Annotated in this window: 22 protein-coding genes and 2 tRNA genes; 15 read left to right on the top strand and 9 right to left on the bottom strand. The window is 34.5% G+C overall.

Annotation, left to right across the window (positions count from 1 at the left end; translation table 11 throughout):
• The first annotated feature begins 117 nt into the window (after positions 1–117).
• Complete coding sequence (pruA, locus tag ACM55I_RS01405; protein WP_416845005.1) at positions 118–1746, top strand: L-glutamate gamma-semialdehyde dehydrogenase; 1629 nt, start codon at positions 118–120, stop codon at positions 1744–1746.
• A gap of 113 nt (positions 1747–1859) precedes the next feature.
• On the opposite strand, the gene ACM55I_RS01410 is transcribed toward pruA, so the two are convergent.
• Positions 1860–2534: a DUF2490 domain-containing protein gene (locus ACM55I_RS01410; protein ID WP_416845006.1), complete on the bottom strand. Its 675-nt coding sequence runs from the start codon at positions 2532–2534 to the stop codon at positions 1860–1862.
• Positions 2535–2603: 69 nt separating this feature from the next.
• Positions 2604–3233 (bottom strand): 16S rRNA (guanine(527)-N(7))-methyltransferase RsmG, encoded by a 630-nt coding sequence (rsmG, locus tag ACM55I_RS01415; RefSeq protein WP_416845007.1) that lies wholly within the window; start codon positions 3231–3233, stop codon positions 2604–2606.
• A 107-nt stretch (positions 3234–3340) separates the two neighbouring features.
• Here rsmG and ACM55I_RS01420 point away from each other — a divergent pair, with 107 nt between their 5' ends.
• The 3 genes from ACM55I_RS01420 to purT all read left to right on the top strand — a co-directional run bounded on the left by ACM55I_RS01420 (position 3341) and on the right by purT (position 7116).
• The gene (locus tag ACM55I_RS01420) at positions 3341–4438 is read left to right on the top strand and encodes a fatty acid desaturase family protein (RefSeq protein ID WP_416845008.1); all 1098 of its coding nucleotides are present in this window, start codon (positions 3341–3343) and stop codon (positions 4436–4438) included.
• 76 nt (positions 4439–4514) lie between these two features.
• On the top strand, positions 4515–5720 hold the full coding sequence (locus tag ACM55I_RS01425; RefSeq protein WP_416845009.1) for a pyridoxal phosphate-dependent aminotransferase: 1206 nt from the start codon (positions 4515–4517) through the stop codon (positions 5718–5720).
• A gap of 235 nt (positions 5721–5955) precedes the next feature.
• Entirely contained in the window at positions 5956–7116 is a 1161-nt protein-coding gene (gene purT / locus ACM55I_RS01430; RefSeq protein WP_416845010.1) for a formate-dependent phosphoribosylglycinamide formyltransferase, read from the top strand.
• Here purT and ACM55I_RS01435 read toward each other — a convergent pair whose 3' ends face one another.
• A complete protein-coding gene (locus ACM55I_RS01435; protein ID WP_416845011.1) occupies positions 7117–7980 on the bottom strand; it encodes a helix-turn-helix domain-containing protein in 864 nt (287 codons plus the stop codon).
• A gap of 91 nt (positions 7981–8071) precedes the next feature.
• Here ACM55I_RS01435 and ACM55I_RS01440 point away from each other — a divergent pair, with 91 nt between their 5' ends.
• The 7 genes from ACM55I_RS01440 (at position 8072) to ACM55I_RS01470 (ending at position 14012) form a co-directional block, all read left to right on the top strand.
• Positions 8072–8434, top strand: a complete 363-nt coding sequence (locus ACM55I_RS01440; RefSeq protein ID WP_416845012.1) for a DUF983 domain-containing protein — start codon at positions 8072–8074, stop codon at positions 8432–8434.
• A gap of 281 nt (positions 8435–8715) precedes the next feature.
• Positions 8716–9390, top strand: a complete 675-nt coding sequence (locus ACM55I_RS01445) for a response regulator transcription factor (RefSeq protein ID WP_416845013.1) — start codon at positions 8716–8718, stop codon at positions 9388–9390.
• Between the two features lie 3 nt (positions 9391–9393).
• A complete protein-coding gene (locus tag ACM55I_RS01450) occupies positions 9394–10782 on the top strand; it encodes a HAMP domain-containing sensor histidine kinase (protein ID WP_416845014.1) in 1389 nt (462 codons plus the stop codon).
• 80 nt (positions 10783–10862) lie between these two features.
• The gene (locus ACM55I_RS01455) at positions 10863–11588 is read left to right on the top strand and encodes a hypothetical protein (RefSeq protein ID WP_416845015.1); all 726 of its coding nucleotides are present in this window, start codon (positions 10863–10865) and stop codon (positions 11586–11588) included.
• A gap of 32 nt (positions 11589–11620) precedes the next feature.
• Positions 11621–12571, top strand: coding sequence for a bestrophin family protein (locus tag ACM55I_RS01460; RefSeq protein WP_416845016.1), 951 nt, complete (start codon positions 11621–11623; stop codon positions 12569–12571).
• 195 nt (positions 12572–12766) lie between these two features.
• Positions 12767–13642, top strand: a complete 876-nt coding sequence (gene fabD / locus ACM55I_RS01465) for an ACP S-malonyltransferase (protein WP_416845017.1) — start codon at positions 12767–12769, stop codon at positions 13640–13642.
• A gap of 118 nt (positions 13643–13760) precedes the next feature.
• A complete protein-coding gene (locus ACM55I_RS01470; RefSeq protein ID WP_416845018.1) occupies positions 13761–14012 on the top strand; it encodes a hypothetical protein in 252 nt (83 codons plus the stop codon).
• Positions 14013–14051: 39 nt separating this feature from the next.
• On the opposite strand, the gene galE is transcribed toward ACM55I_RS01470, so the two are convergent.
• Both galE and ACM55I_RS01480 read right to left on the bottom strand, forming a co-directional pair.
• Positions 14052–15065, bottom strand: coding sequence for a UDP-glucose 4-epimerase GalE (galE, locus tag ACM55I_RS01475; protein ID WP_416845019.1), 1014 nt, complete (start codon positions 15063–15065; stop codon positions 14052–14054).
• A gap of 79 nt (positions 15066–15144) precedes the next feature.
• Positions 15145–16275: a DegT/DnrJ/EryC1/StrS family aminotransferase gene (locus ACM55I_RS01480; protein WP_416845020.1), complete on the bottom strand. Its 1131-nt coding sequence runs from the start codon at positions 16273–16275 to the stop codon at positions 15145–15147.
• A gap of 230 nt (positions 16276–16505) precedes the next feature.
• Here ACM55I_RS01480 and ACM55I_RS01485 point away from each other — a divergent pair, with 230 nt between their 5' ends.
• Both ACM55I_RS01485 and ACM55I_RS01490 read left to right on the top strand, forming a co-directional pair.
• The gene (locus ACM55I_RS01485; RefSeq protein WP_416845104.1) at positions 16506–17750 is read left to right on the top strand and encodes a 3-deoxy-D-manno-octulosonic acid transferase; all 1245 of its coding nucleotides are present in this window, start codon (positions 16506–16508) and stop codon (positions 17748–17750) included.
• 311 nt (positions 17751–18061) lie between these two features.
• On the top strand, positions 18062–18286 hold the full coding sequence (locus ACM55I_RS01490) for a hypothetical protein (RefSeq protein ID WP_039108867.1): 225 nt from the start codon (positions 18062–18064) through the stop codon (positions 18284–18286).
• A 156-nt stretch (positions 18287–18442) separates the two neighbouring features.
• Here ACM55I_RS01490 and ACM55I_RS01495 read toward each other — a convergent pair whose 3' ends face one another.
• From ACM55I_RS01495 to mutS, 4 genes are all read right to left on the bottom strand, one after another.
• Complete coding sequence (locus ACM55I_RS01495; RefSeq protein ID WP_416845021.1) at positions 18443–18790, bottom strand: DUF1508 domain-containing protein; 348 nt, start codon at positions 18788–18790, stop codon at positions 18443–18445.
• A gap of 139 nt (positions 18791–18929) precedes the next feature.
• Positions 18930–19015 (bottom strand) — tRNA-Leu (locus tag ACM55I_RS01500).
• A 12-nt stretch (positions 19016–19027) separates the two neighbouring features.
• Positions 19028–19103: transfer RNA gene (locus tag ACM55I_RS01505), tRNA-Gly, on the bottom strand.
• A gap of 148 nt (positions 19104–19251) precedes the next feature.
• Positions 19252–21858 (bottom strand): DNA mismatch repair protein MutS, encoded by a 2607-nt coding sequence (mutS, locus tag ACM55I_RS01510; RefSeq protein WP_416845022.1) that lies wholly within the window; start codon positions 21856–21858, stop codon positions 19252–19254.
• A 162-nt stretch (positions 21859–22020) separates the two neighbouring features.
• Here mutS and ACM55I_RS01515 point away from each other — a divergent pair, with 162 nt between their 5' ends.
• Positions 22021–22479, top strand: a complete 459-nt coding sequence (locus ACM55I_RS01515) for a DUF1573 domain-containing protein (protein WP_416845023.1) — start codon at positions 22021–22023, stop codon at positions 22477–22479.
• 74 nt (positions 22480–22553) lie between these two features.
• Positions 22554–23084, top strand: a complete 531-nt coding sequence (locus ACM55I_RS01520) for an RNA methyltransferase (protein ID WP_416845024.1) — start codon at positions 22554–22556, stop codon at positions 23082–23084.
• The last annotated feature ends 18 nt before the right edge of the window (positions 23085–23102 follow it).

The following is a 23102-nucleotide window of genomic DNA, read 5'->3' on the forward strand; positions in this document are numbered from 1 at the left end:
TAATTTATTACAAATAGTTTTATAGCAACAAATGACGATTTTTTAAACAATCATTCGTACTTTTGTGAAAAAAAATTACCACACACAAACATTCGCTAATTTTATAATTTTACAAATATGTTAAAAGGATTTTTTCATGTACCAAAAGCGGTAAACGAACCAGTAAAAGGATACGCACCAAATTCACCCGAAAAAGCAGCTGTTCAAGCAGCTTACGCAAAAATGTGGAATTCTAAAATCGATGTGCCATTATACATTGGAAGTGAAGAAATTAGAACTGGAAATACAAAAAACATGACCGCTCCTCACGATCACAAACATATCGTAGGAACGTATCATTTAGCTGAAAAATCTCATGTTGAAAGTGCCATTGCAAATGCATTAGAATCAAGAACTGCATGGGCAAATATGGCTTGGGAACAAAGAGCCGCAATTTTCCTTAAAGCGGCTGAATTGATAGCTGGTCCATACAGAGCAAGAATAAATGCAGCAACTATGATTGCGCAATCTAAAAACATCCATCAAGCCGAAATTGATGCTTCTTGTGAATTTATCGATTTTTTACGTTTTAACGTAGAATTTATGACCCAAATTTACGGCGATCAGCCTAATTCAAATTCGGATATGTGGAACCGATTAGAATATAGACCACTTGAAGGTTTTGTATATGCTATCACTCCTTTTAACTTCACTGCCATTGCCGGAAATCTTCCTGCGAGTGCTGCAATGATGGGTAATGTTGTGATTTGGAAACCTAGCGACAGTCAAGTCTTCTCTGCTCAAATCATAATTGAAGTTTTCAAAGAAGCAGGAGTTCCTGATGGCGTTATCAACGTTGTTTTTGGAGATGCTTTGATGATTACTGATACTGTGTTGGCAAGCCGTGATTTTGCCGGAATTCACTTTACAGGTTCAACTCATGTATTCAAAGATATTTGGTCAAAAATTGGAACAAACATCCACCATTATAAAACCTACCCAAGAATTGTAGGAGAAACTGGAGGAAAAGATTTTATTATCGCGCATCCAAGTGCCAATGCAAAACAAGTAGCAACAGGAATTGTTCGTGGTGCTTTTGAATTTCAAGGTCAAAAATGTTCGGCAGCTTCAAGATCTTATGTGCCACAAAGTTTATGGCCAGCCGTAAAAGAACAATTAATCACCGATACAAAATCCATGAAAATGGGTTCGCCAGAAGATTTTGGCAATTTCATCACTGCGGTAATTCATGAAGGTTCTTTTGACAAATTAGCTAGTTTTATTGACCAAGCCAAAAAAGATACTGATGCCGAAATCATCGTTGGTGGTAATTATGATAAATCTGTTGGTTACTTCATTGAACCAACAATAATCGTAACTACTAATCCTCATTACACCACAATGGAAACCGAATTATTCGGACCTGTAATGACGATTTTCGTTTACGAAGACGCAAAATGGGAAGAAACATTAGAATTGGTTGACACTACTTCAGAATATGCTCTAACAGGTGCAGTTTTCAGTCAAGACCGTTATGCAATTGAGCAAGCGACTACCAAATTACAAAATGCTGCTGGTAACTTCTATATCAATGATAAACCAACGGGAGCTGTTGTAGGAATGCAACCTTTTGGTGGTGCAAGAGCATCAGGAACTAACGACAAAGCGGGTTCAGCATTGAACTTATTACGTTGGGCTTCCCCAAGAACTATCAAAGAAACTTTTATAACTCCAGAAAATTACAGATATCCATTTTTAGGAGAATAAGGATATAGATTGAGGATTTTCGCATGAAGATTTTGGATTAAAAAACCTCCAAGAATTCAAATGATTTTGAATTCTTGGAGGTTATGTTTTTTTAAACCTAATATATAACAAGATTAAAAAGGAAGGTTATTAAAAATCATAATTTGAAATTGAGTTCTGCTCGTTGCTGGTAAAAGTTGGGACATCACACCCGCCTCTACTTTAACATATTTACTGAAACAGTAACCAATACCGCCATAAACACGATCCCTATCATAATGATTTTGTTTTGTATTGATGAAAACTTCGTTTGACAACGAGGCATAAACTGCATTTTTCTCCATCACTTTTTTATTTATTGGGATATTCAATGCTAGCGAATAACGGAAACGCATTTTAAAATTATCTTGAAGAAATCGTTGTTCAAAACGATATCTATGCGAAATACTCACTCTCCCAAACTGTTGTTTTGTGATAAATTGCTGAAAAATTCTATGCTCATCCGTTCGTGTCTTCTCCTCTGTTCCCGCTATATAAGGTTCCGAATGAACATACGCATAACCAAGTAATACATTATTATTATTTTCAGATAAATTATAGCCTAAACCTGTTCTTACCATTAATTGTTCAAGATCCCCAGCAAAATTAAAGTTTCTATATTGTACCTCATTATGCCAATTCCATCTATCATTTATTTTTTGGTTACCCAAATAAGCAAACCAATTCCCTAGATCTGATTTTTGCGCATTACTATTAGCGGTTATAAATAACAACACCAAAAAGCAAAATAATCTCACTTTATTTTTCATTAAATTTTATTATTTTAAGTCCTGAATCCTCTAGTTCTCAGACACAAATTCAATACAGCAATACAATTCCTAAACCACAAACTTCAACGGCACATGCACCACTTTCTTAGTTTCAAAGAATTCATCTTCAAAAAAGTCCGCTAAATTGTATTCTGTGGCTTTTGGGAAATCTTTTAACTCTTCGGTTAAATCGCCTCCTTTTAGATAGAGAATACCGTTTTTCAGTTCGTGCTTGCTATTTTTCTTTATTTTGGTTTTCACCCAAGAAACAAAATCAGGCATATTGGTAACGGCGCGACTCACGATAAAATCGAAATCCCCTTTCACTAATTCGGCACGCAATTGTTCTGCTTTTACATTTTTCAGTTCTAATGCTTCAGCAACAGCTTGAACTACTTTGATTTTTTTGGCAATAATATCAATCAGAAAAAAACGGGTTTCCGGAAAAAGAATCGCCAATGGAATTCCAGGAAATCCACCGCCAGTTCCAACATCCAAAACATATGTTCCCGGTTCAAATTTTATGATTTTGGCAATTCCCAACGAATGCAAAATATGTTTGGTATATAAAGCATCAATATCTTTTCTCGAAATGACATTGATTTTTTCGTTCCAATCGTGGTACAGCAAATCCAATTTTGCGAATTGCTCTTTTTGAATATCGGTTAAATAAGGAAAATACTTAAGAATCTCGTCCATGCTCTAATTTTTTAACAAAAGTACTATTTTTAGATTGTAAATATTTAACTCAATTTTGCATATTGAAAATTTATAATAATTACCTTTGGGAATTATTATAAAATTATATGAACAAGACCGCTCCTACATTTGCAAAGCAAGACAATCTGAAGTTTTTCAGAACGCTTAACTCGCGGGTAAACAATTACTTCAAGGAAAACAATATTCAAAAAACAGGAAATTGGAGACTTTATTTGAAAACCATAATTCTGTTTACTGTTTTTCTTGCGCCGTATTTTTTGATACTAACACTGGATATGCCATTTTGGGCACATGTATTATTGACCATTGTCATGGGAATAGGCATGGCAGGAGTTGGAATGAATGTAATGCACGATGGAAACCACGGTTCTTATTCGAATAAAAATTGGGTAAATAAATTCATGGGAGGAACTATTTATGTTCTTGCAGGAAATGTATATAACTGGCAAGTGCAACACAATGTTTTACACCACACCTATACTAACATTCCTGGTCATGATGAAGATTTAGATGCCGGACGTGTCATCCGTTTTACAAAAGAAGCCAAATGGTATAATTTTCACCGTTTTCAACAATATTATTCCGTTTTTTTATATGGATTACTCACTTTCAATTGGGCTATCACAACTGATTTTAGACAAATGAGAAGTTACCTAAAAAGAAAATTATCCTATGGTGAAGCCAAAAGCCCGAAAATACTTTGGACCACTTTAATCATTACAAAAGTAATTTATGTTTCCATTTGGATCGTATTGCCTATTCTTATAGGAATTACATGGTGGAAAGTACTTATTGGCTTTTTTGCAATGCATTATACTGCGGGATTAATTTTGAGCGTCGTTTTTCAATTGGCACACGTAGTAGAAGAAACCACTAATCCATCTCCAAATGAATTAGGGGAAATGGACAATACTTGGGCGATTCACCAATTGTTTACCACAACCAATTTTGCACCAAAAAACAAAATTGTAAACTGGTACACCGGCGGATTAAACCACCAAATCGAACACCATATTTTTCCAAATATTAGCCATGTGCATTACGGCAAAATTGCAAAAATCGTAAAAGAAACTGCTCAAGAATGCAACTTGCCTTATTACGAATACAAAACGATGCGAAGTGCTGTTATTGCTCACTTTAAGCATTTGAAAGAATTGGGAATGAAACCAGAATTAAGTGCATAAAATAAATAAACTAAAAAATAATAATTAACCTCCCTTAACTCCTGCATAGGAATTCGGGGCTTTCAAAACTTTTTTAATGAATAATCCACTTTCAGACAGAATTAACAATCTAGCTACGTCACAAACACTAGCAATGGCTGCTTTGGCCAGAGAATTAAAAGCACAAGGAAAAGATATCATCAGCTTAAGTTTAGGCGAACCTGATTTTAATACGCCAGACTTTATCAAAGAAGCGGCAAAAAAAGCGATTGATGAAAATTACAGCACCTATTCTCCAGTAGAAGGATATGCTGAATTAAAAGAAGCAATCTGTAGAAAATTTAAAAGAGACAATAATTTAGAGTACAAACCATCTCAAATTGTAGTTTCAACGGGAGCAAAACAATCCTTATACAATATTGCGCAAGTAATGTTAAACGATGGTGACGAAGTAATTTTACCTGCTCCATACTGGGTTTCTTATTTCGAAATCGTAAAATTATCTGGTGGAGTTCCTGTAGAAGTTCCTACTTCTGTAGATACTGATTTCAAAATCACACCAGAACAATTAGAAGCAGCCATCACACCAAAAACAAAAATGATGTGGTTCAGTTCCCCTTGTAATCCAAGCGGATCGGTGTACAACAGAGAAGAGTTAACGGCTTTAGCAAAAGTATTGGAGAAATATCCAAACGTTTATGTTGTTGCTGATGAAATCTACGAACACATCAATTTCTCAGGAACTTTTTGTAGCATCGCTTCAATCCCGGGAATGTTAGAAAGAACAATTACCGTAAATGGAGTAGCAAAAGCTTTCGCAATGACAGGATGGAGAATTGGATATATTGGAGCTCCTGAATTCATTGCTAAAGCGTGTACAAAAATTCAAGGTCAAGTAACAAGTGGCGCTAACAGTATTGCACAACGTGCCACCATTACTGCTGTAGATGCGGATCCAAGCGTTTTAAAACACATGGTTGACGCTTTCCATAGCCGTAGAGATTTAGTGGTTGGATTATTGAAAGACATTCCAGGAGTAAAAATCAACGTTCCAGAAGGTGCTTTTTACGTATTCCCAGACGTTTCATCTTTCTTCGGAAAAACATTGAGAGGAACGTTCATCAAAGATGCTAATGATTTCTCCATGTACCTTTTGGGCGAAGCGAATGTAGCAACCGTAACGGGTGACGCATTTGGAAACCCTGACTGTATCCGTTTTTCTTACGCAACAAGCGAAGATTTATTGAGAGAAGCATTACGCAGAATCAAAGAAGCAGTAACATTAACCGAAGTTCCTGCATAATATAAAATCTGTTTAAAATTTAAAATAGTTTAAGGTTTAAAGTTTTACCGCTTTATACTTTAAACTATTTTTTTTTTTATGGGCATGCCCCGCTGAAAAAGCGGGTCGGGCTATCCGTTGCAATCTTTTTATTACCTTCGCTATCGCTACGGAAATAAAAAGGATTTCCACTACTATCCCTCATGCAGTACGGACAGCTCGCGAGCGGTCCCTAGCTATACCTAACACAATAAATATGAAAATACTACTTCTCGGCTCAGGCGAATTAGGAAAGGAATTTACAATCGCTGCACAACGCATCGGACAAATCGTAATTGCGGTTGACAGTTACGAAAATGCTCCCGCCATGCAAGTGGCCCATGGTTTTGAAGTCATCAATATGCTAGACGGTGACGCTTTAGACAGCATCGTTGCCAAACACAAACCTGATTTCATCGTTCCAGAAATAGAAGCCATCAGAACGGAGCGTTTTTATGACTACGAGAAGCAAGGCATTACTGTAGTTCCATCAGCGAAAGCGGCTAATTTCACCATGAACCGAAAAGCAATCCGTGATTTAGCTGCCAAAGAATTAGGTTTAAAAACCGCTGCTTATCGATACGCTACAACTGCCGAGGAATTAGAAAAAGGTGTTGAAGCCGTTGGAATGCCCTGCGTGGTAAAACCCTTAATGTCTTCGTCTGGAAAAGGTCAATCCACGATAAAAACCGAAGCCGATATTAAAAAAGCGTGGAATTATGCCGTTGAAGGTTCCCGTGGCGATGTGGTAGAAGTGATTGTAGAAGCCTTCGTAAAATTCAATTCCGAAATTACTTTATTGACTGTTGTTCAAAATAATAATCCTACTTTATTTTGCGCACCAATAGGTCACCGTCAAGAGCGTGGAGATTATCAGGAAAGCTGGCAACCCGCCAGAATTTCCGATAAAGATCTATACGAAGCGCAAGACATGGCCGAAAAAGTAACCGAAGCATTGGGCGGCGCCGGCCTTTTTGGAGTGGAATTTTTCTTGGCTCATGATGGCGTTTATTTCTCGGAATTATCGCCAAGGCCACACGATACAGGGATGGTAACATTAGCAGGAACACAAAACTTCAATGAATTTGAATTGCATTTAAGAGCCATTTTGAGTTTGCCTATTTTCGAAATTACATTAGAAAAAGCGGGAGCCAGCGCAGTGATTTTGGCATCTGAAAACGCAACAAAACCAACGTATTCCGGTATTGAAAAAATTGCTGCTTTACCTAAAACTGATTTCAGAATCTTTGGTAAACCAACTTCAAGACCATATAGAAGAATGGGAGTAGCTTTGATCAATGACATCCTAGAAACTCCAATTGAAGAAGTGGTAGAAAAAGCAAAAAAAGCAGCCAGTTTAGTTACGGTAAATTCATAACTATTTTTTAGAAACACGAAAATCGGAAGGAGTCATTCGAGTATATTTTTTAAACAATCGTGTGAAATAAGAATAATCATCATAGCCTAATTCAGTTGCAATTTCATTAATGGTCATTTTTTTATCCATCAGCATGCGTTTAGCTTCGAGAATAATTCTATCCGTAATCACCTCGGTTGTTGTCTTTTTCAGGATCTCATTGCATATCCTGTTCAAATGTTTTAAGGTAATATGAAGTTGTGACGCATAGAAAAAAGCCGTTTTTTCTATTTTAAAATTCTTTTCTAAAAGCATTTCAAAATTCTTAATTTTCACATTATAGGAATGCGTTTCATGGAAATGTGTTTCACTATATTTTCTGGCAATTTCAATGTGTATGATATCCAAGAGATTTATTATTTTATCTTGCTTCAACAGATGATTTGCCTGAGTTTCTAAAATTAAACTCTCAAAATAAGGGAGAATCGCTTTCGATTCAGGTACATCAAAAACCATTTCTGGCTTATTGTCCACCGAAGAATAAAATGGATAGTCACCGATGGTTTTTTGCCCAAAATAGAGATTGTACATTTCCTGCGAATAGAAAATCACAAACCCTTCCACATCATCCGATAAATCCCAATGGTGCATTTGTCCGGGTTGCAAAAAAAACATACTTCCCGGCTGAATCGTAAACACATCAAAATCGATTTCATGTGTCCCTGAACCTTTGGTAAAAAAGACCAAAACATAGGAATTATGCCGATGCGGTTCCTCGACAAAACTATGGTCGATTAAGTGATTTTTGAAGGTATTAATGTATAAATCACTATTCACGGAATTGCAATTAAACCGCTGAATGTTATAAATAGGATATTTCTTCATAAGCTCCAAATGTCTTTATTGTGCTATAATTAGCGAATATAGAAAACATCCATGACGTGGATAAGAAATACCTTTGATAAAAATAATAAAAATGTCACACACTATTGCTCACATCCTAAATAATGATTGTCCACATTGTCTTGAAGGCAAAGTATTTAAAGAAAAAAACATTTTTTTCAATATTGGATTCCCTAAAATGAATACGTATTGCTTGCATTGTCATTATAAATTCCAAAAAGAACCTGGCTATTTCTTTGGTGCCATGTATGTCAATTATGGCTTGACAGTAGCCCAAGGAATTGCTACCTATGTTATTGCTCAATTTTTCTTTACCGAAACTTTCGACTTAAGAATCATCCCTATTATTGCTGTGGTGATTGTAACGATGGCTTCTTTTAACATTCGTCTTTCCAGATTATTGTGGATTTATATGTTTAAAAATTATTCCCTGTAAAAACTATTATCACGGCTTAAGGAAATTAAGCATTACTGAAAAAGCTAATAACCTTTGTTGTATTAGTGGAAAACTAAACGCGATTATTAAAGCTTCCTGAAATGGAAGTTCACACTTGTGAATTAACCATCCCTTTTGTCGACCAAAACTGAATTACTTAATCTGATTTCAAAAAATTAAAAATCAACTATTTTAATAAGATTTTGTTAATATTATTTCTAAAACTCCATTTTAAAAAAAAACAAAAGTTAAATCATTAGATTTGTATAAATTACATCTCGATGAAGTTATTAATAGTTGAAGACGAACCCAATCTTTCGTCAATTATCCGCAAAGGATTTTCAGAAAAAAATCACGATGTAAGTGTTGCACTTGATGGCACAACAGCATTAGAGCTGCTTTCAAATCATACTTTTGATGTGGTACTATTAGATGTGATGTTACCGGATATCAATGGTATTGAAATTTGTAGACGTTTGAGAGCCGCAAAAAATTTTGTTCCCATTTTATTACTAACTGCTTTGGGAAGTAGCGAAAATATAATAAACGGATTGAATTCCGGCGCCGATGATTATTTAGTAAAACCTTTTAAATTTCTAGAACTTGATGCCAGAGTCAATGCGTTGTCCAGAAGAGCGGGTCAAATACAAAAACCGCATGAAATTATAATTATTGCTGATCTTGAAATTAATTCCAGAACAAAATCGGTGACCCGAAATGGCGATACTATTCTATTAACAGCCAAAGAATTTAAACTTTTGCATTATCTGGCAATAAACTCTGAAAGCATTTTATCGCGAGAACAACTTTTAGACAATGTTTGGGACATCAATTTTGAGATGAATACAAATGTAATTGACGTCTACATTAACTATTTGAGAAAAAAAATTGACAAACCATACGACACTAAATTAATTCACACCATGAAAGGGTTGGGTTATGTACTGAAACCATAAAAAATGCAGATTAAGAAAAAAATAACCTTTACCTATATCGCTCTTTCAACCCTCAGCACCCTTTTATTAAGTCTGGTGGTTTTCTTTTTGTTCAAACAAAACAATCAGTATTATTTTTTGAAAAGATTACAAGACCGAGCTAAAATTAGCGCTTCGATTCATTATCAAAATGATTCTGTAAAAACGCGCTATTTCAAAGAATTTAAAGCGAAAGGACTTGAAGAACTTATAGATGAACAGGATTTTGTTCTTAAAGTCAACGGGGTAAACACATTTGAATACAATACCAATCTTAATTTGCCTGCTGATTTTTATAAAAAAGTGATGGCGAATGGTTCAGAATGGATTGAAGATGACAACCGTTATTTTTATGGCCAGACTTTTACTGAATCCGGTCAAAAATACATTATAATCATTACTGCAAAAGACCGAAGAGGAAACACCAGTAGCATCTACATTATTCGGATTCTCTTTTTTGGGGGATTGGCTTTTATATTGTTAGCCTATATTTTTGGTAGATTTCTGGCAAGAAGAGTTATAGATCCTGTAGCCCGAATTATTTACGACGTAAAAAGAATAAGCGCATCAAACCTACACAATAGACTTCCCGAAACTAAAAGCACCGATGAAATTGCTGATTTGATAAAGACATTTAACAATATGCTGGACCGACTGGAAACCTCATTTGAAATTCAAGCTAATTTTATCAACAATGCTTCACATGAACTAAAAACGCCCGTAACGACTATAATTGCCGAAGCGGAAATCATGCTCTTCAAAGAGAGAAATGTTACGGAATACATCTCGTCATTAGAAAACATTCACAGTCAGGCTTCCCGACTGGGAGATCTTACGGAAAGTCTTTTGAAACTGACACAAACTGGTTACGACGGAAAAAAACAACTATTAGATGTCGTTAGAATTGATGAACTTCTAATGGATGTAAAATCGGATATTGATAAAATTTATCCTAATAACAGGGTAAAGATTAAAATCGATAAAATCCCTAGTGATCCTAGTTTACTGGAAATTCCGTGTAACAGATCCTTATTGGAACTTTCATTGAATAATATAATCGCCAATGGTGTGAAATATTCTGATAATGAGACCGTTTTTGTTACTTTGTCAGGAAACAATTCATCGATCAAAATTTCGATTACTGATATTGGAATTGGTATCCCCGCAGAAGACATTCCCCATCTTTACGAACCTTTTTTTAGAGGTAAAAAAGCATCAAAATACAATGGCTATGGATTAGGACTTCCGCTTGCCATGAAAATAATCCGGATGCACAATGGAGAACTTAAAATACAATCCGAACCAGACCAAGGCACTATTGTAAACATTACGTTTAATACAACCAACATTAAAAATTCTAATGTTACTTCTTAGAATATTCTAATGTTAATTTAAGATTGCTATAAACTGGGAACTGTTATTTTGTATGTATAAATAAATCAAATTTTATACAGATGAAAAATATTCTAATTCCCACTACTTTACAAAGTGATACAATCAATGCAATTAAAACAGCCATAAAATCATCTAATGGTGAGCAATGCCAGCTTATTCTAATGCTACTAACTGACATTCCGGATACGTATTCATCTGCCAATTTATTAAGAAACATCAATCAGGATCTAAGTATTACTCAGGAAAATGTTTTTCAAATGTGCCGAGAAATTATTTTGCAATCTAACAATTGCAGCTTAAAAATTCACCATCAATACGGTATTTCTGCTCCCCTTTTTAGAAATCTAATGGAGCATTTCGCTATTGAATTAACAATACTTACGCCTTCTTTTACAGCTTCTAAAAAGAAAATAAACACGTATTGTGTCCAAATTATTTCTAATAGTAAATGTCCCATTTTACACCTAAACACGAACTTTGAAGAAGAAATATTTAGCCAGGCGTTGTATCTTAAAAATTCAGATTCTGTTCTTCAAGTAGAAGATTTACAAACCTATGTAAACACCCTTTTTTCTATAAAAATTGTAAGTCAAGCCAAAATAAATGACCAACAAAAAGCGAATGAAATTGAACCGTTTTTAACCGATACGATATCCAAAAACAACATAAATATCCTGATCGAAACCCGAAAACCTAAGAAACTAAAACTCCTAAAAAAAGAAAAAATTGCTCTTAACGAAACATTAGGTTTACCTGTTCTTTCTTTATATGAAGCGATTTATTAATAATGATTGTTTAAACTTTTAATTCAAAATATATGTTATTAAAAAAGAAAATCCCCATGAAATATGTATTGGGTAAAATAAAAAATGAATTAGCATTAGTCATTTTATTTTGTATTTCATTTGAAATTTTTCGCTATTTTTTTCAAACCGTGTCTATCAATATTCCTATCGCAATCCCCACAATAATTGGTACAATTATCTCATTGCTACTAGCATTCAAGTCTAACCAAGCTTATGACCGTTGGTGGGAAGCCCGAATAATCTGGGGTTCTATTGTTAACGAATCCCGAACACTATTGAGACAAATTATTATTTTTTATAATGATCCTGATTTTTCATTGCAGGCTAACGATTTCAAAGAAAAATTTGCAAAAAGACAAGCTGCCTGGTGTTATAGCCTGGGACAAATGCTGCGAGAAAAAGATCCTACAAAAACAATAAAAGATTTACTGGATGAAGATGATTTGCGATTTGTAAAAAGACATAAACATGTTCCTAATGCCATTTTAATTTTACACGCCAAAGATTTAAAAAAGGCCCTTAGCAACAATAAAATAAATGTTTACCAACAAGTTGAAATTGATAATACATTAACGCGATTGTGTGATGCAATGGGAAAGTGTGAACGTATAAAAAACACTATTTTTCCAACAACATACAGTATGTACATCAGATTTGCGCTGTGTTTATTCATAATTCTCTTGCCTTTTGGATTAATCAATAGTATCGGCTGGCTTCAAATTCCACTAGTTACAACCATTGCCGCTGCCTTTTTCTTAATCGAAAAAATGGCGATTCATTTACAAGATCCATTTGAAAACAGACCTACAGACACTCCTGTAAGTGCCATTTCAAATGCAATTGAAAAAAATCTAATGCAGATGGTCAACGAATATAGAGATGAATTTGATGAAGAAGTATATACTTCTGAAACAAAAGCGCATCATATACAACCTTTAAACAACGCTTATTTTGTCCTTTAGCTTTTGATTTCAGTTCAAATCCACTCCTTAATTGGAGTGGATTTTTTTTGATTGAATCTTAATTATCTATACTAAAGTACCCTTTTCAATAGCAAAATGAACCCAAACAGATAGTTTCAAATACCGTAAAAAATAGTATTTTTGCGTTCTGATTGAAACTAATTTTTCAATCTTTAAATTTTTAAAATTAGATACATGAAAGCATACGTATTTCCGGGTCAGGGTGCACAATATACAGGAATGGGAAAAGACTTATATGAAAATTCCCCATTAGCAAAGGAATTATTCGAGAAAGCTAATGAAATTTTAGGTTTTCGCATCACAGACATCATGTTTGAAGGAACAGCCGAAGAATTGAAAGAAACCAAAGTTACACAACCGGCAGTTTTCTTGCATTCGGTGATTTTAGCAAAAACGCTGGGTGAAGATTTCAAACCGGAAATGGTAGCGGGACATTCATTAGGTGAATTTTCAGCATTAGTGGCAAATGGCACTTTGTCTTTTGAAGACGGATTGCGATTGGTTTCACAACGTGCTTTAGCAATGCAAAAAGCCTGCGAGATTAAGCCATCTACAATGGCGGCTGTTTTAGGATTAGCTGATAATATTGTGGAAGAAGTTTGCGCTTCAATTGACGGAATTGTAGTGGCTGCTAATTACAACTGCCCAGGACAATTAGTAATTTCAGGAGAAACATCCGCAGTGGAAAAAGCTTGTGAAGCAATGAAAGCAGCTGGCGCAAAACGTGCTTTATTGTTGCCTGTCGGTGGTGCTTTTCACTCTCCAATGATGGAACCAGCTCGTGAAGAACTGGCTGCTGCTATTGAAGCAACTACATTCTCGACTCCTATATGCCCTGTGTATCAAAATGTAACGGCAAGCGCTGTTTCTGAACCTACCCAGATCAAGAAAAACTTAATCATACAATTGACCGCTCCAGTAAAATGGACACAATCGGTACAGCAAATGATTAAAGATGGTGCGACTTTGTTTACCGAAGTAGGTCCAGGAAAAGTATTAACTGGATTGATTGGAAAAATTGACAGAGAAGCGGTTACGGCTAATGCGTAATTAGTGTTCAGTTTTGAAATAGATTACAAATATAATCCTCGTGAACATAAGTTTATGAGGATTTTTTTATCTTTATAGGATGAGTTTACTCGATTATTAATTTTTAAAATGAAAAAAAATGAAAAAAGTACTTTTAGGATTAGCATTTGCTGCAACTTTAATGACTTCTTGTAAAAAAGAAACAAAAGATGAAGTAAAAGAGGCTACTGAAGCTGTTGGAAATGAAATGGGAGAAGCGATAGATACGGCAGCTGTAAAAGTTGACGCTGCAGCAGATTCTACCAAGGTTAAAACAGGGGAAGTTCTTGAAAAAGGGGCTGACAAAATGAATCAAGCCGCTGAAAAACTCAAAGAAGCAGCAAAAAAATAATCCGAAAAAGGAGACTGTCATTGTGAACAGTCTCCTTTTTTATTTTCTTATTTTTTGTTCCCATTTCCAGGCACTCGCCATGGCTTCTTCAAGCGTTGATTGCGCTTTCCAGCCCAGAACATTATTCGCTTTATCGGTATTGGCGTAAGCCGAAGTAATATCTCCTTCTCGACGGGCCACTATTTTATAAGGTAATTTTTTACCGCTTACTTTTTCGAAGGTATGGATAACTTCCAGTACAGAACTTCCGGTTCCGGTTCCCAGATTGAATGTTTCTACTTTTGCGGTATTTTTTTTATTCAATAGTCGCTGCAAAGCAATAACGTGGGCTTTCGCCAAATCAACTACGTGAATGTAATCCCGCAAAGCTGTTCCATCTGGCGTAGGATAATCATCGCCGTAAACTGATAATTCTTTTCGCAAACCTAAACCGGTTTGAGTGATAAATGGCACTAAATTTTGAGGAACTCCAATAGGTAATTCCCCTATTTCAGCCGATGGATGTGCTCCAATTGGATTGAAATAGCGCAACAAAATTGCATTAATATTGGTTACTTTGGCAGTATCTGTGATAATTTCCTCTCCAATTTGTTTTGTATTCCCATAAGGAGACATAGCCCTTTGAATAGAAGCATCTTCAGTAATTGGCATTTTTTCAGCTTGACCATAAACGGTACAAGAAGAACTGAAAATGAAATTTGCTTCCGGCTTTTTCTGTAGTTCTTGAAGTAAGTAAACTAATGTATTAATATTGTTTTCATAATATAACAATGGATCTTCAACACTTTCACCAACTGCTTTTGAAGCCGCAAAGTGTATCACACCTGAAATATCGTGATGTCTTTTGAAAAAATCCTGCACTTTTTCTTTTTCGCGCAAATCTAACTTTTCGAAAGCATGAATTTTTCCGGTAATATTCTGAATCCCGTCTAACACATTCAATGATGTATTAGAAAGATTATCCACAACAAGCACTTCAAAACCTTCATTTTGCAATTCAACAACCGTATGAGAACCAATAAAACCCAACCCTCCTGTTACTAGTATTTTCATAGCTTATATCTTGTTATGAATGTGATTTTATCACATCTCATTTTATAAAAAAGACGCAATAAATTGCGTCTCTGTATTATTATTTTAAAAAATCTAAAACACTTTCCGTGATAAATTTTATTTGCTCATCATCCAGTTCAGTGTGCATTGGCAAAGAAAGCACCTCTTTGACTAACTGATTGGTTACCGGAAAATCTTCTTCTTTGTAACGCGAATCCATGTATGCTTTTTGTGAATGCAACGGAATTGGATAATAAATAGCACATGGAATGCCTTTATCTAATAAATGTTGCATTAAACCATTTCTATCTGCATCAATAATGCGTAACGTGTATTGATGAAAAACATGGCAATCACAAATATCACAAATGCTTGGTGCAATAATATTTTTATGCCCTTCAAAAGCAGTAAAATATTTTCTGGCAGCATCTTGTCGTGCTTTACTGTATTCATCCAATAAAGGCAATTTAGCATTCAAAACAGCTGCTTGAATACTGTCTAAACGAGAATTTACTCCTACTACATCGTGATGATAGCGTTCATACATTCCGTGATTTACTATTCCGCGAAGTTTGTGCGCTAAAGCATCATCATTTGTAAAAATAGCTCCACCATCTCCATAACATCCAAGATTTTTGGAAGGAAAAAATGAAGTAGCCCCTACGTGTCCAATGGTTCCGGCTTTCTTTTTGGTTCCATCCGAAAATTTACAGTTGGCTCCAATAGCTTGTGCATTATCTTCAATAACATATAAATTATACTCGTTAGCAATAGCCATAATAGCTTCCATATTGGCAGCACGACCAAACAAATGTACGGGTACAATCGCCTTGGTTTTTGGTGTAATCGCTTTTTTAATTCCTTCGATAGAAATATTCATATTATACATATCCACATCAACTAAAACGGGTGTTAATTGCAGTAAAGCAATCACTTCCACTGTAGCTGCAAAAGTAAAATCAGCAGTAATAACTTCATCCCCAGGTTTTAAATCCAGTCCCATCATGGCTATTTGTAAGGCATCAGTTCCATTTGCACATGGAATTACATGCTTTACACCTAAATACTCTTCTAAAGACTTTTGAAATTGATGAACTTGAGGTCCGTTGATATACGTATTGGTATCTAAAACTTCCTGAATAGAGGTATTTACAACAGCTGCAATTTTATCGTATTGACTTTTTAGGTCAACCATTTGGATTTTTTTCATTGAAATTTTTGTTTAAAGTTCGAAAGTTTAGCGTTTCTGGAAACAACTGACACTTTCTTAAAACGAAGAACAAAAATAGTTATTTAATGAGTTTAAACCAATGAAACCCAAATTAAAAAAAAGCATTCCAATTAAATAAAAAATCGTGCTCCTGTCAGCCAAAAATTTAAATATTTCTTTCAGAAGAAATTAATATAAAGAAAACGTATTTTAGCCCCAAAATTTCGATGATGCTTTTTCTCTATAATCTTATTGTTCAGATTGCTGCTTTTATATTAAAAATCGTAGCACTTTTCAGCCCAAAAATCAAACTTTTTGTAGATGGTCGAAAAGTTGTTTTTCCTGTTTTAGAACAAAATATAAAACCTTCTGATAAAACAATTTGGTTTCACGCCGCCTCGTTGGGCGAATACGAGCAAGGCTTACCTGTGATTGAAAAAATTAAAGAAAAATTCCCTCTACATAAAATTGTAGTTACCTTTTTTTCGCCTTCGGGTTATGAAGTACGCAAAAACAATACCGTTGCTGATGTCACGGTTTACCTGCCTTTGGACACTAAAAAAAATGCGCAGGAGTTTTTAAAACTCGTACACCCGGATTTAGTATTTTTCATCAAATATGAATATTGGCTTAATTACTTAAGCGAACTTAAAAAACAAAACACACCAACTTATTTGATTTCCGGTATCCTAAGAGAAAACCAAATGTTTTTTAAATGGTATGGTGGCTTTTATAGAAAAGCCCTGGACACCTTCACTTATTTTTTCGTACAAAATGAAAATTCAAAAAAATTATTACTCCAATTAGGCAAAACCAATGCAGCCGTTTCTGGAGATACTCGTTTTGACAGGGTTGTTGCAATTTTAGAAAAAGATAATACTTTGGATTTTATTTGTGATTTTAAAAATGACACACTTACTATTGTGATTGGCAGCTCTTGGCCAAAAGATGAAAATTTACTAGTCGATTTTATAAATTCGAATAATTACAATGTCAAATTTATAATTGCACCACATAATATAAAAACCGAACAGATTCAGCAGCTAAAAAATAGCATTACTAAAAAAACCATTCTTTTTTCTGAAAAAGAAAATGAAATGCTATCTGAATATGATGTTTTAATAATCAATACCATTGGCATTCTGACCAAAATATACAGTTATTCCGACATTGCTTATGTTGGCGGTGGCTTTGGAAACCCTGGTGTGCATAACATCCTTGAACCTGCTACTTTTGGTGTTCCAATAGTAATAGGACCAAATTATTCTCATTTTGCCGAAGCTACCGCTTTAGTTAATCTAGAAGGATGTGTGTCTGTTTCCAATAAAAAAGAACTCGATACTACTTTTACAAATTTAATTCTAAACGAGGTAGAACGACAGGAAAGAGGACATATTTGTGGCACTTTTGTACAAATGAATAAAGGCGCCACAAATATGATTATGAATACCATTACAAATTTTGAAAAACATTAGTATTTTAAAAATAATTAAACAAAAAGAGCATCTAATGTAAGTAACTTAATTGTTATGTCCATTCTTAATTACATTATCCAAAGAGTATTAAATTAAGTAAAATTGCTTTAAGTAAAATTTTGTAAGAGTATCATTTATTAAATAATAGTCGAATAATTTGCAAAATTTCCCTTCTGGCATAATAGTTGCTGTAAATGAGAATGTTGACAAAAAATATTATTTTTTAAAAAAAAAATAAAAAAATATTTTACATATTAAAAAATTTATATCTTTGCCACGAATTAATAATTAACCTTTTATAATAAAGTAAGATGAAAAAAGTATTTTTAAGTTTAGCTGTTGTTGCTGTTTTAACTGTTGTATCATGTAAAAAAGCTGAAGCTCCTGCTGAAGACGCTGCTGCTGTAGTTGATTCTGCTGCTGTTGTTGTTGATTCTGCTGCTGCTGTAGTTGATTCTGCTGCTGTTGTAGTTGATTCTGCTGCTGCTGTTGCTACTGACGCTGCAAAAACTGCAACTGAAGCTGCAAAAAAATAATTAGAATTTAAATTCTAAAAATTTTAAAGCCATCCGCTAAGCGAGATGGCTTTTTTAGTTATCTATATCAGCTCATTAAAAAAAACTGATATAATACAAAAAGAGAGCCGTGTTAATTAACACGGCTCTCTTTTTTTTCAATATTCACGTAAGCTCTCAATCAGTAAAAACAAAATGATCTACTGAAAAATCTAATATTTCTGCCTTTGAAGCATATAGAACAATTTCTTTTATTCCCTTCTCCAGCATTAACGAAGTAGTATATTTTCTGCTTGTCGCAAAATGAACCCCTCGAAACATCAGTTTGAAAAAAAACTTTCCACTGGACGACTTAAACTTTAAAAAGTCAGTCGAGACAATATCTTCCTTTAACTTTTCAATATCTTCCTGACACTCAAAATTGAGTTCATAACTTAAGCTTGTAAAAATAATTTTCCCTTTCCTAGAAGTGAAAACAAATTTATACTCATCATTAAATCTTTTACTAATAACAAAAGCTCCCATGAAATTTTAGATTTTAAATTGCAGATTTCAGATTCTAAACGTGGAGCTTAGAATTCACTTTTATAAAAATTATTTTCTTTGCAGTTACAAATTTCTATAAAATAAAAAAAGCTCCAAACATAGTTTGAAGCTTTTTTAGTACTCAGAGCGGGACTTGAACCCGCACGAACATTGCTGTTCACTGGATTTTAAGTCCAGCGTGTCTACCAATTTCACCATCCGAGCATTATGTGGTGTTGGAGCGAAAAACGGGGCTCGAACCCGCGACCTCGACCTTGGCAAGGTCGCGCTCTACCAACTGAGCTATTTTCGCATTTTCAATTCTTAGAAAGAACCGCTATACTTGTTCTGTATTGCGGATGCAAATTTAGGACATTTATTGAATTAAACAAGCCTTTTTTATAAAAAAATCGCAGATAAAAGTTAACTTTCTGATAACGTAAACTTTAAAACAAAATAAATTATTTTCTAGTCAACATTCTCTTAATTTCATTAAGTTTCATCAACGCTTCCATAGGCGTAATGGTATTTATATCTAAACTTATGATTTCTTCTTTGATTTCCTCCAACAAAGGATCGTCCAGATTAAAGAAGCTCATTTGCATTTCGTCTTTTGTAGCTTTAATTCCGTTCAGCGCATCGCTCGAATGATTCTTTTCTAATTTTTTCAAAAGCTTCTGTGCTTTCAAAATTACGATTTGAGGCATTCCGGCCATTTTAGCCACATGTATTCCAAAACTATGCGCACTCCCTCCTTTTACTAATTTTCGAATAAAAAGCACGGTATCTTTCAATTCTTTGACCGCAACATTATAATTCTGAATCCTAGGTAAAGATTCACTCATTTCATTCAACTCATGATAATGCGTTGCAAATAATGTTTTCGGCTTTGAAGGATGTTCGTGTAAGAACTCTGCAATTGCCCAAGCGATCGAAATTCCGTCATACGTACTCGTTCCTCTTCCAATTTCATCTAATAGCACCAAACTTCTATCAGAAATATTGTTCAAGATGGAAGCCGTTTCATTCATTTCGACCATGAAAGTAGATTCTCCCATCGAAATATTATCGCTCGCTCCTACTCTGGTGAATATTTTATCTACAATTCCCATTCTCACACTGTCTGCAGGAACAAAACTCCCCATTTGAGACAAGAGTACAATTAAAGCCGTTTGGCGTAAAATAGCTGACTTTCCCGACATGTTGGGCCCGGTAATCATTATCAATTGCTGCGTTTCTCTATCCAAGAAAACATCATTGGCTATATAAGGCATTCCTACCGGTAATTGCTTTTCGATAACAGGATGCCTTCCGTTCTTAATTTCCAATTCGAATGTTTCGTCTAGTTCAGGACAAACATATTTATTTTCGATAGCTAATTGCGTGAAAGAACACAAACAATCCAGTTGCGCTACTAAATTAGCATTCATTTGAACCGGTTTGATATAAGTAGCAATCCAACTCACCAATTGTTCGAATAACTCTACTTCTATCTTATGAATTTTTTCTTCGGCACCAAGTATTTTAGTTTCGTATTCTTTTAATTCCTCCGTAATGTATCGCTCAGCATTGACCAAAGTTTGTTTTCGAATCCATTCAGCAGGAACCTTATCTTTATGTAAGTTTCTAACTTCGATATAATACCCAAAAACATTATTAAAGGAAATTTTCAACGAGGAGATTCCCGTCAATTGCGACTCTCGTTTTTCTATTCCTTCCAAGAATTCTTTTCCTGAAGTCGATATCGCCCGTAAATCATCTAATTCTGCATTAATACCTTTAGCAATAGCATTTCCTTTGGCAATAGCCACAGGAGCATCTTGATTTAAAACGGTTTTGATTTTTTCACGCAATAATTCACAACTGTGCAAACTGTCACCAATTACTTTTACTGCTTCTTGCGGACTTTCTAACGCCAAGGTTTTTATTGGAATTATCGCGTCCAATGATTCTTTTAAATAAACTACTTCACGGGGCGATACTTTTCCCGCAGCAATTTTCGAAATCAAACGTTCCAAATCTGAGATTTGTTTGATTTGATTTTGAATGTTTTTCAAAACATCCTGATTTTCTTTTAAATACGAAACAACCTGATGACGACTTTGAATCTTAGCACTATCTTTCAAAGGAAGCGCTAACCATCTCTTTAACAATCTCCCACCCATTGGCGAAAGCGTTTTATCAATCACATCGAGAAGCGTCACCGCATTAGGATTATAACTGTGATACAATTCCAGATTTCGAATTGTAAATCGGTCCATCCAAACATAAGCATCTTCGGCTATACGCTGAATAGCTGTTATATGTTGTACCCTATTATGTTGAGTTTCGGACAAATAATACAAAATCGCTCCCGAAGCAATAATTCCTTCTTTCAATTCTTCGATTCCAAATCCTTTTAGGGAAACAGTCTGAAAATGCTTGGTTAAGGTTTCGAATGCATAATCTTCTTTATAAATCCAATCTTCCAAGTAAAAACTATGGTAATCATCTCCGAAAATTTCTCGGAAATCATTTTTATTATTTTTTGGAATTAAAACTTCGCTAGGATTGAAATTCTGTAGTAACTTATCAATATATTCTGCATTTCCTTGTGCTGTAAGGAACTCGCCTGTAGAAACATCCAAAAAAGAAATCCCTATTGATTTATTGGCAAAGAAAACAGCCGCTAAAAAATTATTCGTTTTAGATTGTAAAACCTCATCATTCATGGAAACCCCAGGAGTTACAAGCTCTGTAACACCACGTTTCACAATGGTTTTTGTCATTTTTGGATCTTCAAGTTGATCACAAATAGCGACCCGAAGTCCCGCTTTGACTAATTTTGGTAAATAGGTATTTATAGAATGATGCGGAAACCCTGCCAGTGCAGTCTCCGTTTCTGAACCCGCCCCTCTTTTGGTCAATGTTATCCCAAGAATTTTTGAAGCACGAACGGCATCCTCTCCAAAAGTTTCATAAAAATCCCCTACTCTAAACAATAAACACGCATCCGGATATTTCCTTTTGATCTCGTTATATTGCTTCATTAAAGGCGTTTCTTTAACCGTTTTCTCTTTAGATGCCAAGTTATTTTATATTTAAAAAATGAAAAAAAAATGTGTCAGCGAATTTAAATATTTTAAAGCGAATAAGTAACACTTCAAAAAATTATTTTTTTTAAGGAAAAATTAAGCCATTGGCATGATTTTTTCTTTAAATTTGTTTTACTAATTAAAAAAAACAAGAAAATGAAAAAAATAGTTACACTAGCGTTATTATTAGTTTTAGGAGCTACAGCTTCTAATGCACAAGAAACATCAAAAGTTACAAAAAAAGCAAAAGCTATAGCTGCTAAAGTTTCTACTCCAAAAGTAGATGGCGCAGGAATGGTATTTGTAACTGAAGTTATTGATTATGGAACAATTGCACACAATGCAGATGGCAAACGTGAATTTGTTTTTACTAATAACGGTAATAAACCATTAATCATTACCAATACTCAAGGTTCATGTGGATGTACTGTTCCTACTACTCCAAAAGAGCCAATTGCTCCTGGAGCAAAAGGTATTATTGGTGTTAAATATGCAACTGACAGAGTTGGTGCATTTACAAAAACTGTAACTGTAACTTCAAATGCTGCAGGACAACCAACTAAAGTGCTTACTATAAAAGGAACAGTTTTAGCAGATGATGCACCAAAAAGCTAAATTCTAAATTAATTATAACAAAAAAGCTTCCCTAACTGCGGAAGCTTTTTTTATTGAAATAAACTCAAAAAAATATGAGAAAACTGGAAAACAGCGAACTCGAAAGAAAATCTATTGAAGCATTTAAACAATCTGAAAAAACACCGCTTATTTTAGTGTTGGACGACATTAGAAGTTTACACAATATAGGTTCTGTATTTAGAACTGCCGATGCATTTTTAATAGAAAAAATATATTTATGCGGTATTACTGCAACACCTCCAAACAAAGAAATTCATAAAACCGCACTTGGCGCTACTGAAACCGTGAGTTGGGAACATAATGACAACGTCCTTGAAGTTATTAATAAATTAAAAGAAGAAAACATTACCACACTTGCTATTGAACAAGTTGAAAGCGCTGTTTTTCTTCAAGATTTTAAAGTAGAGAAAGACAAAAAATACGCCTTGGTCTTCGGGAATGAAGTTTATGGCGTATCGCAAGAAGCGGTTGCAATATGTGATGGTTGTATTGAAATTCCACAATTAGGAACCAAACATTCTTTAAATATTTCGGTAAGTGCTGGCATTGTGGTTTGGGAATTTTTTAAACAATTTAACAATTAGCATGTATTTTGTTTTATT

It is taken from the genome of Flavobacterium algoris (assembly GCF_048158525.1).
GTDB classification, from domain to species: Bacteria; Bacteroidota; Bacteroidia; order Flavobacteriales; family Flavobacteriaceae; genus Flavobacterium; species Flavobacterium algoris.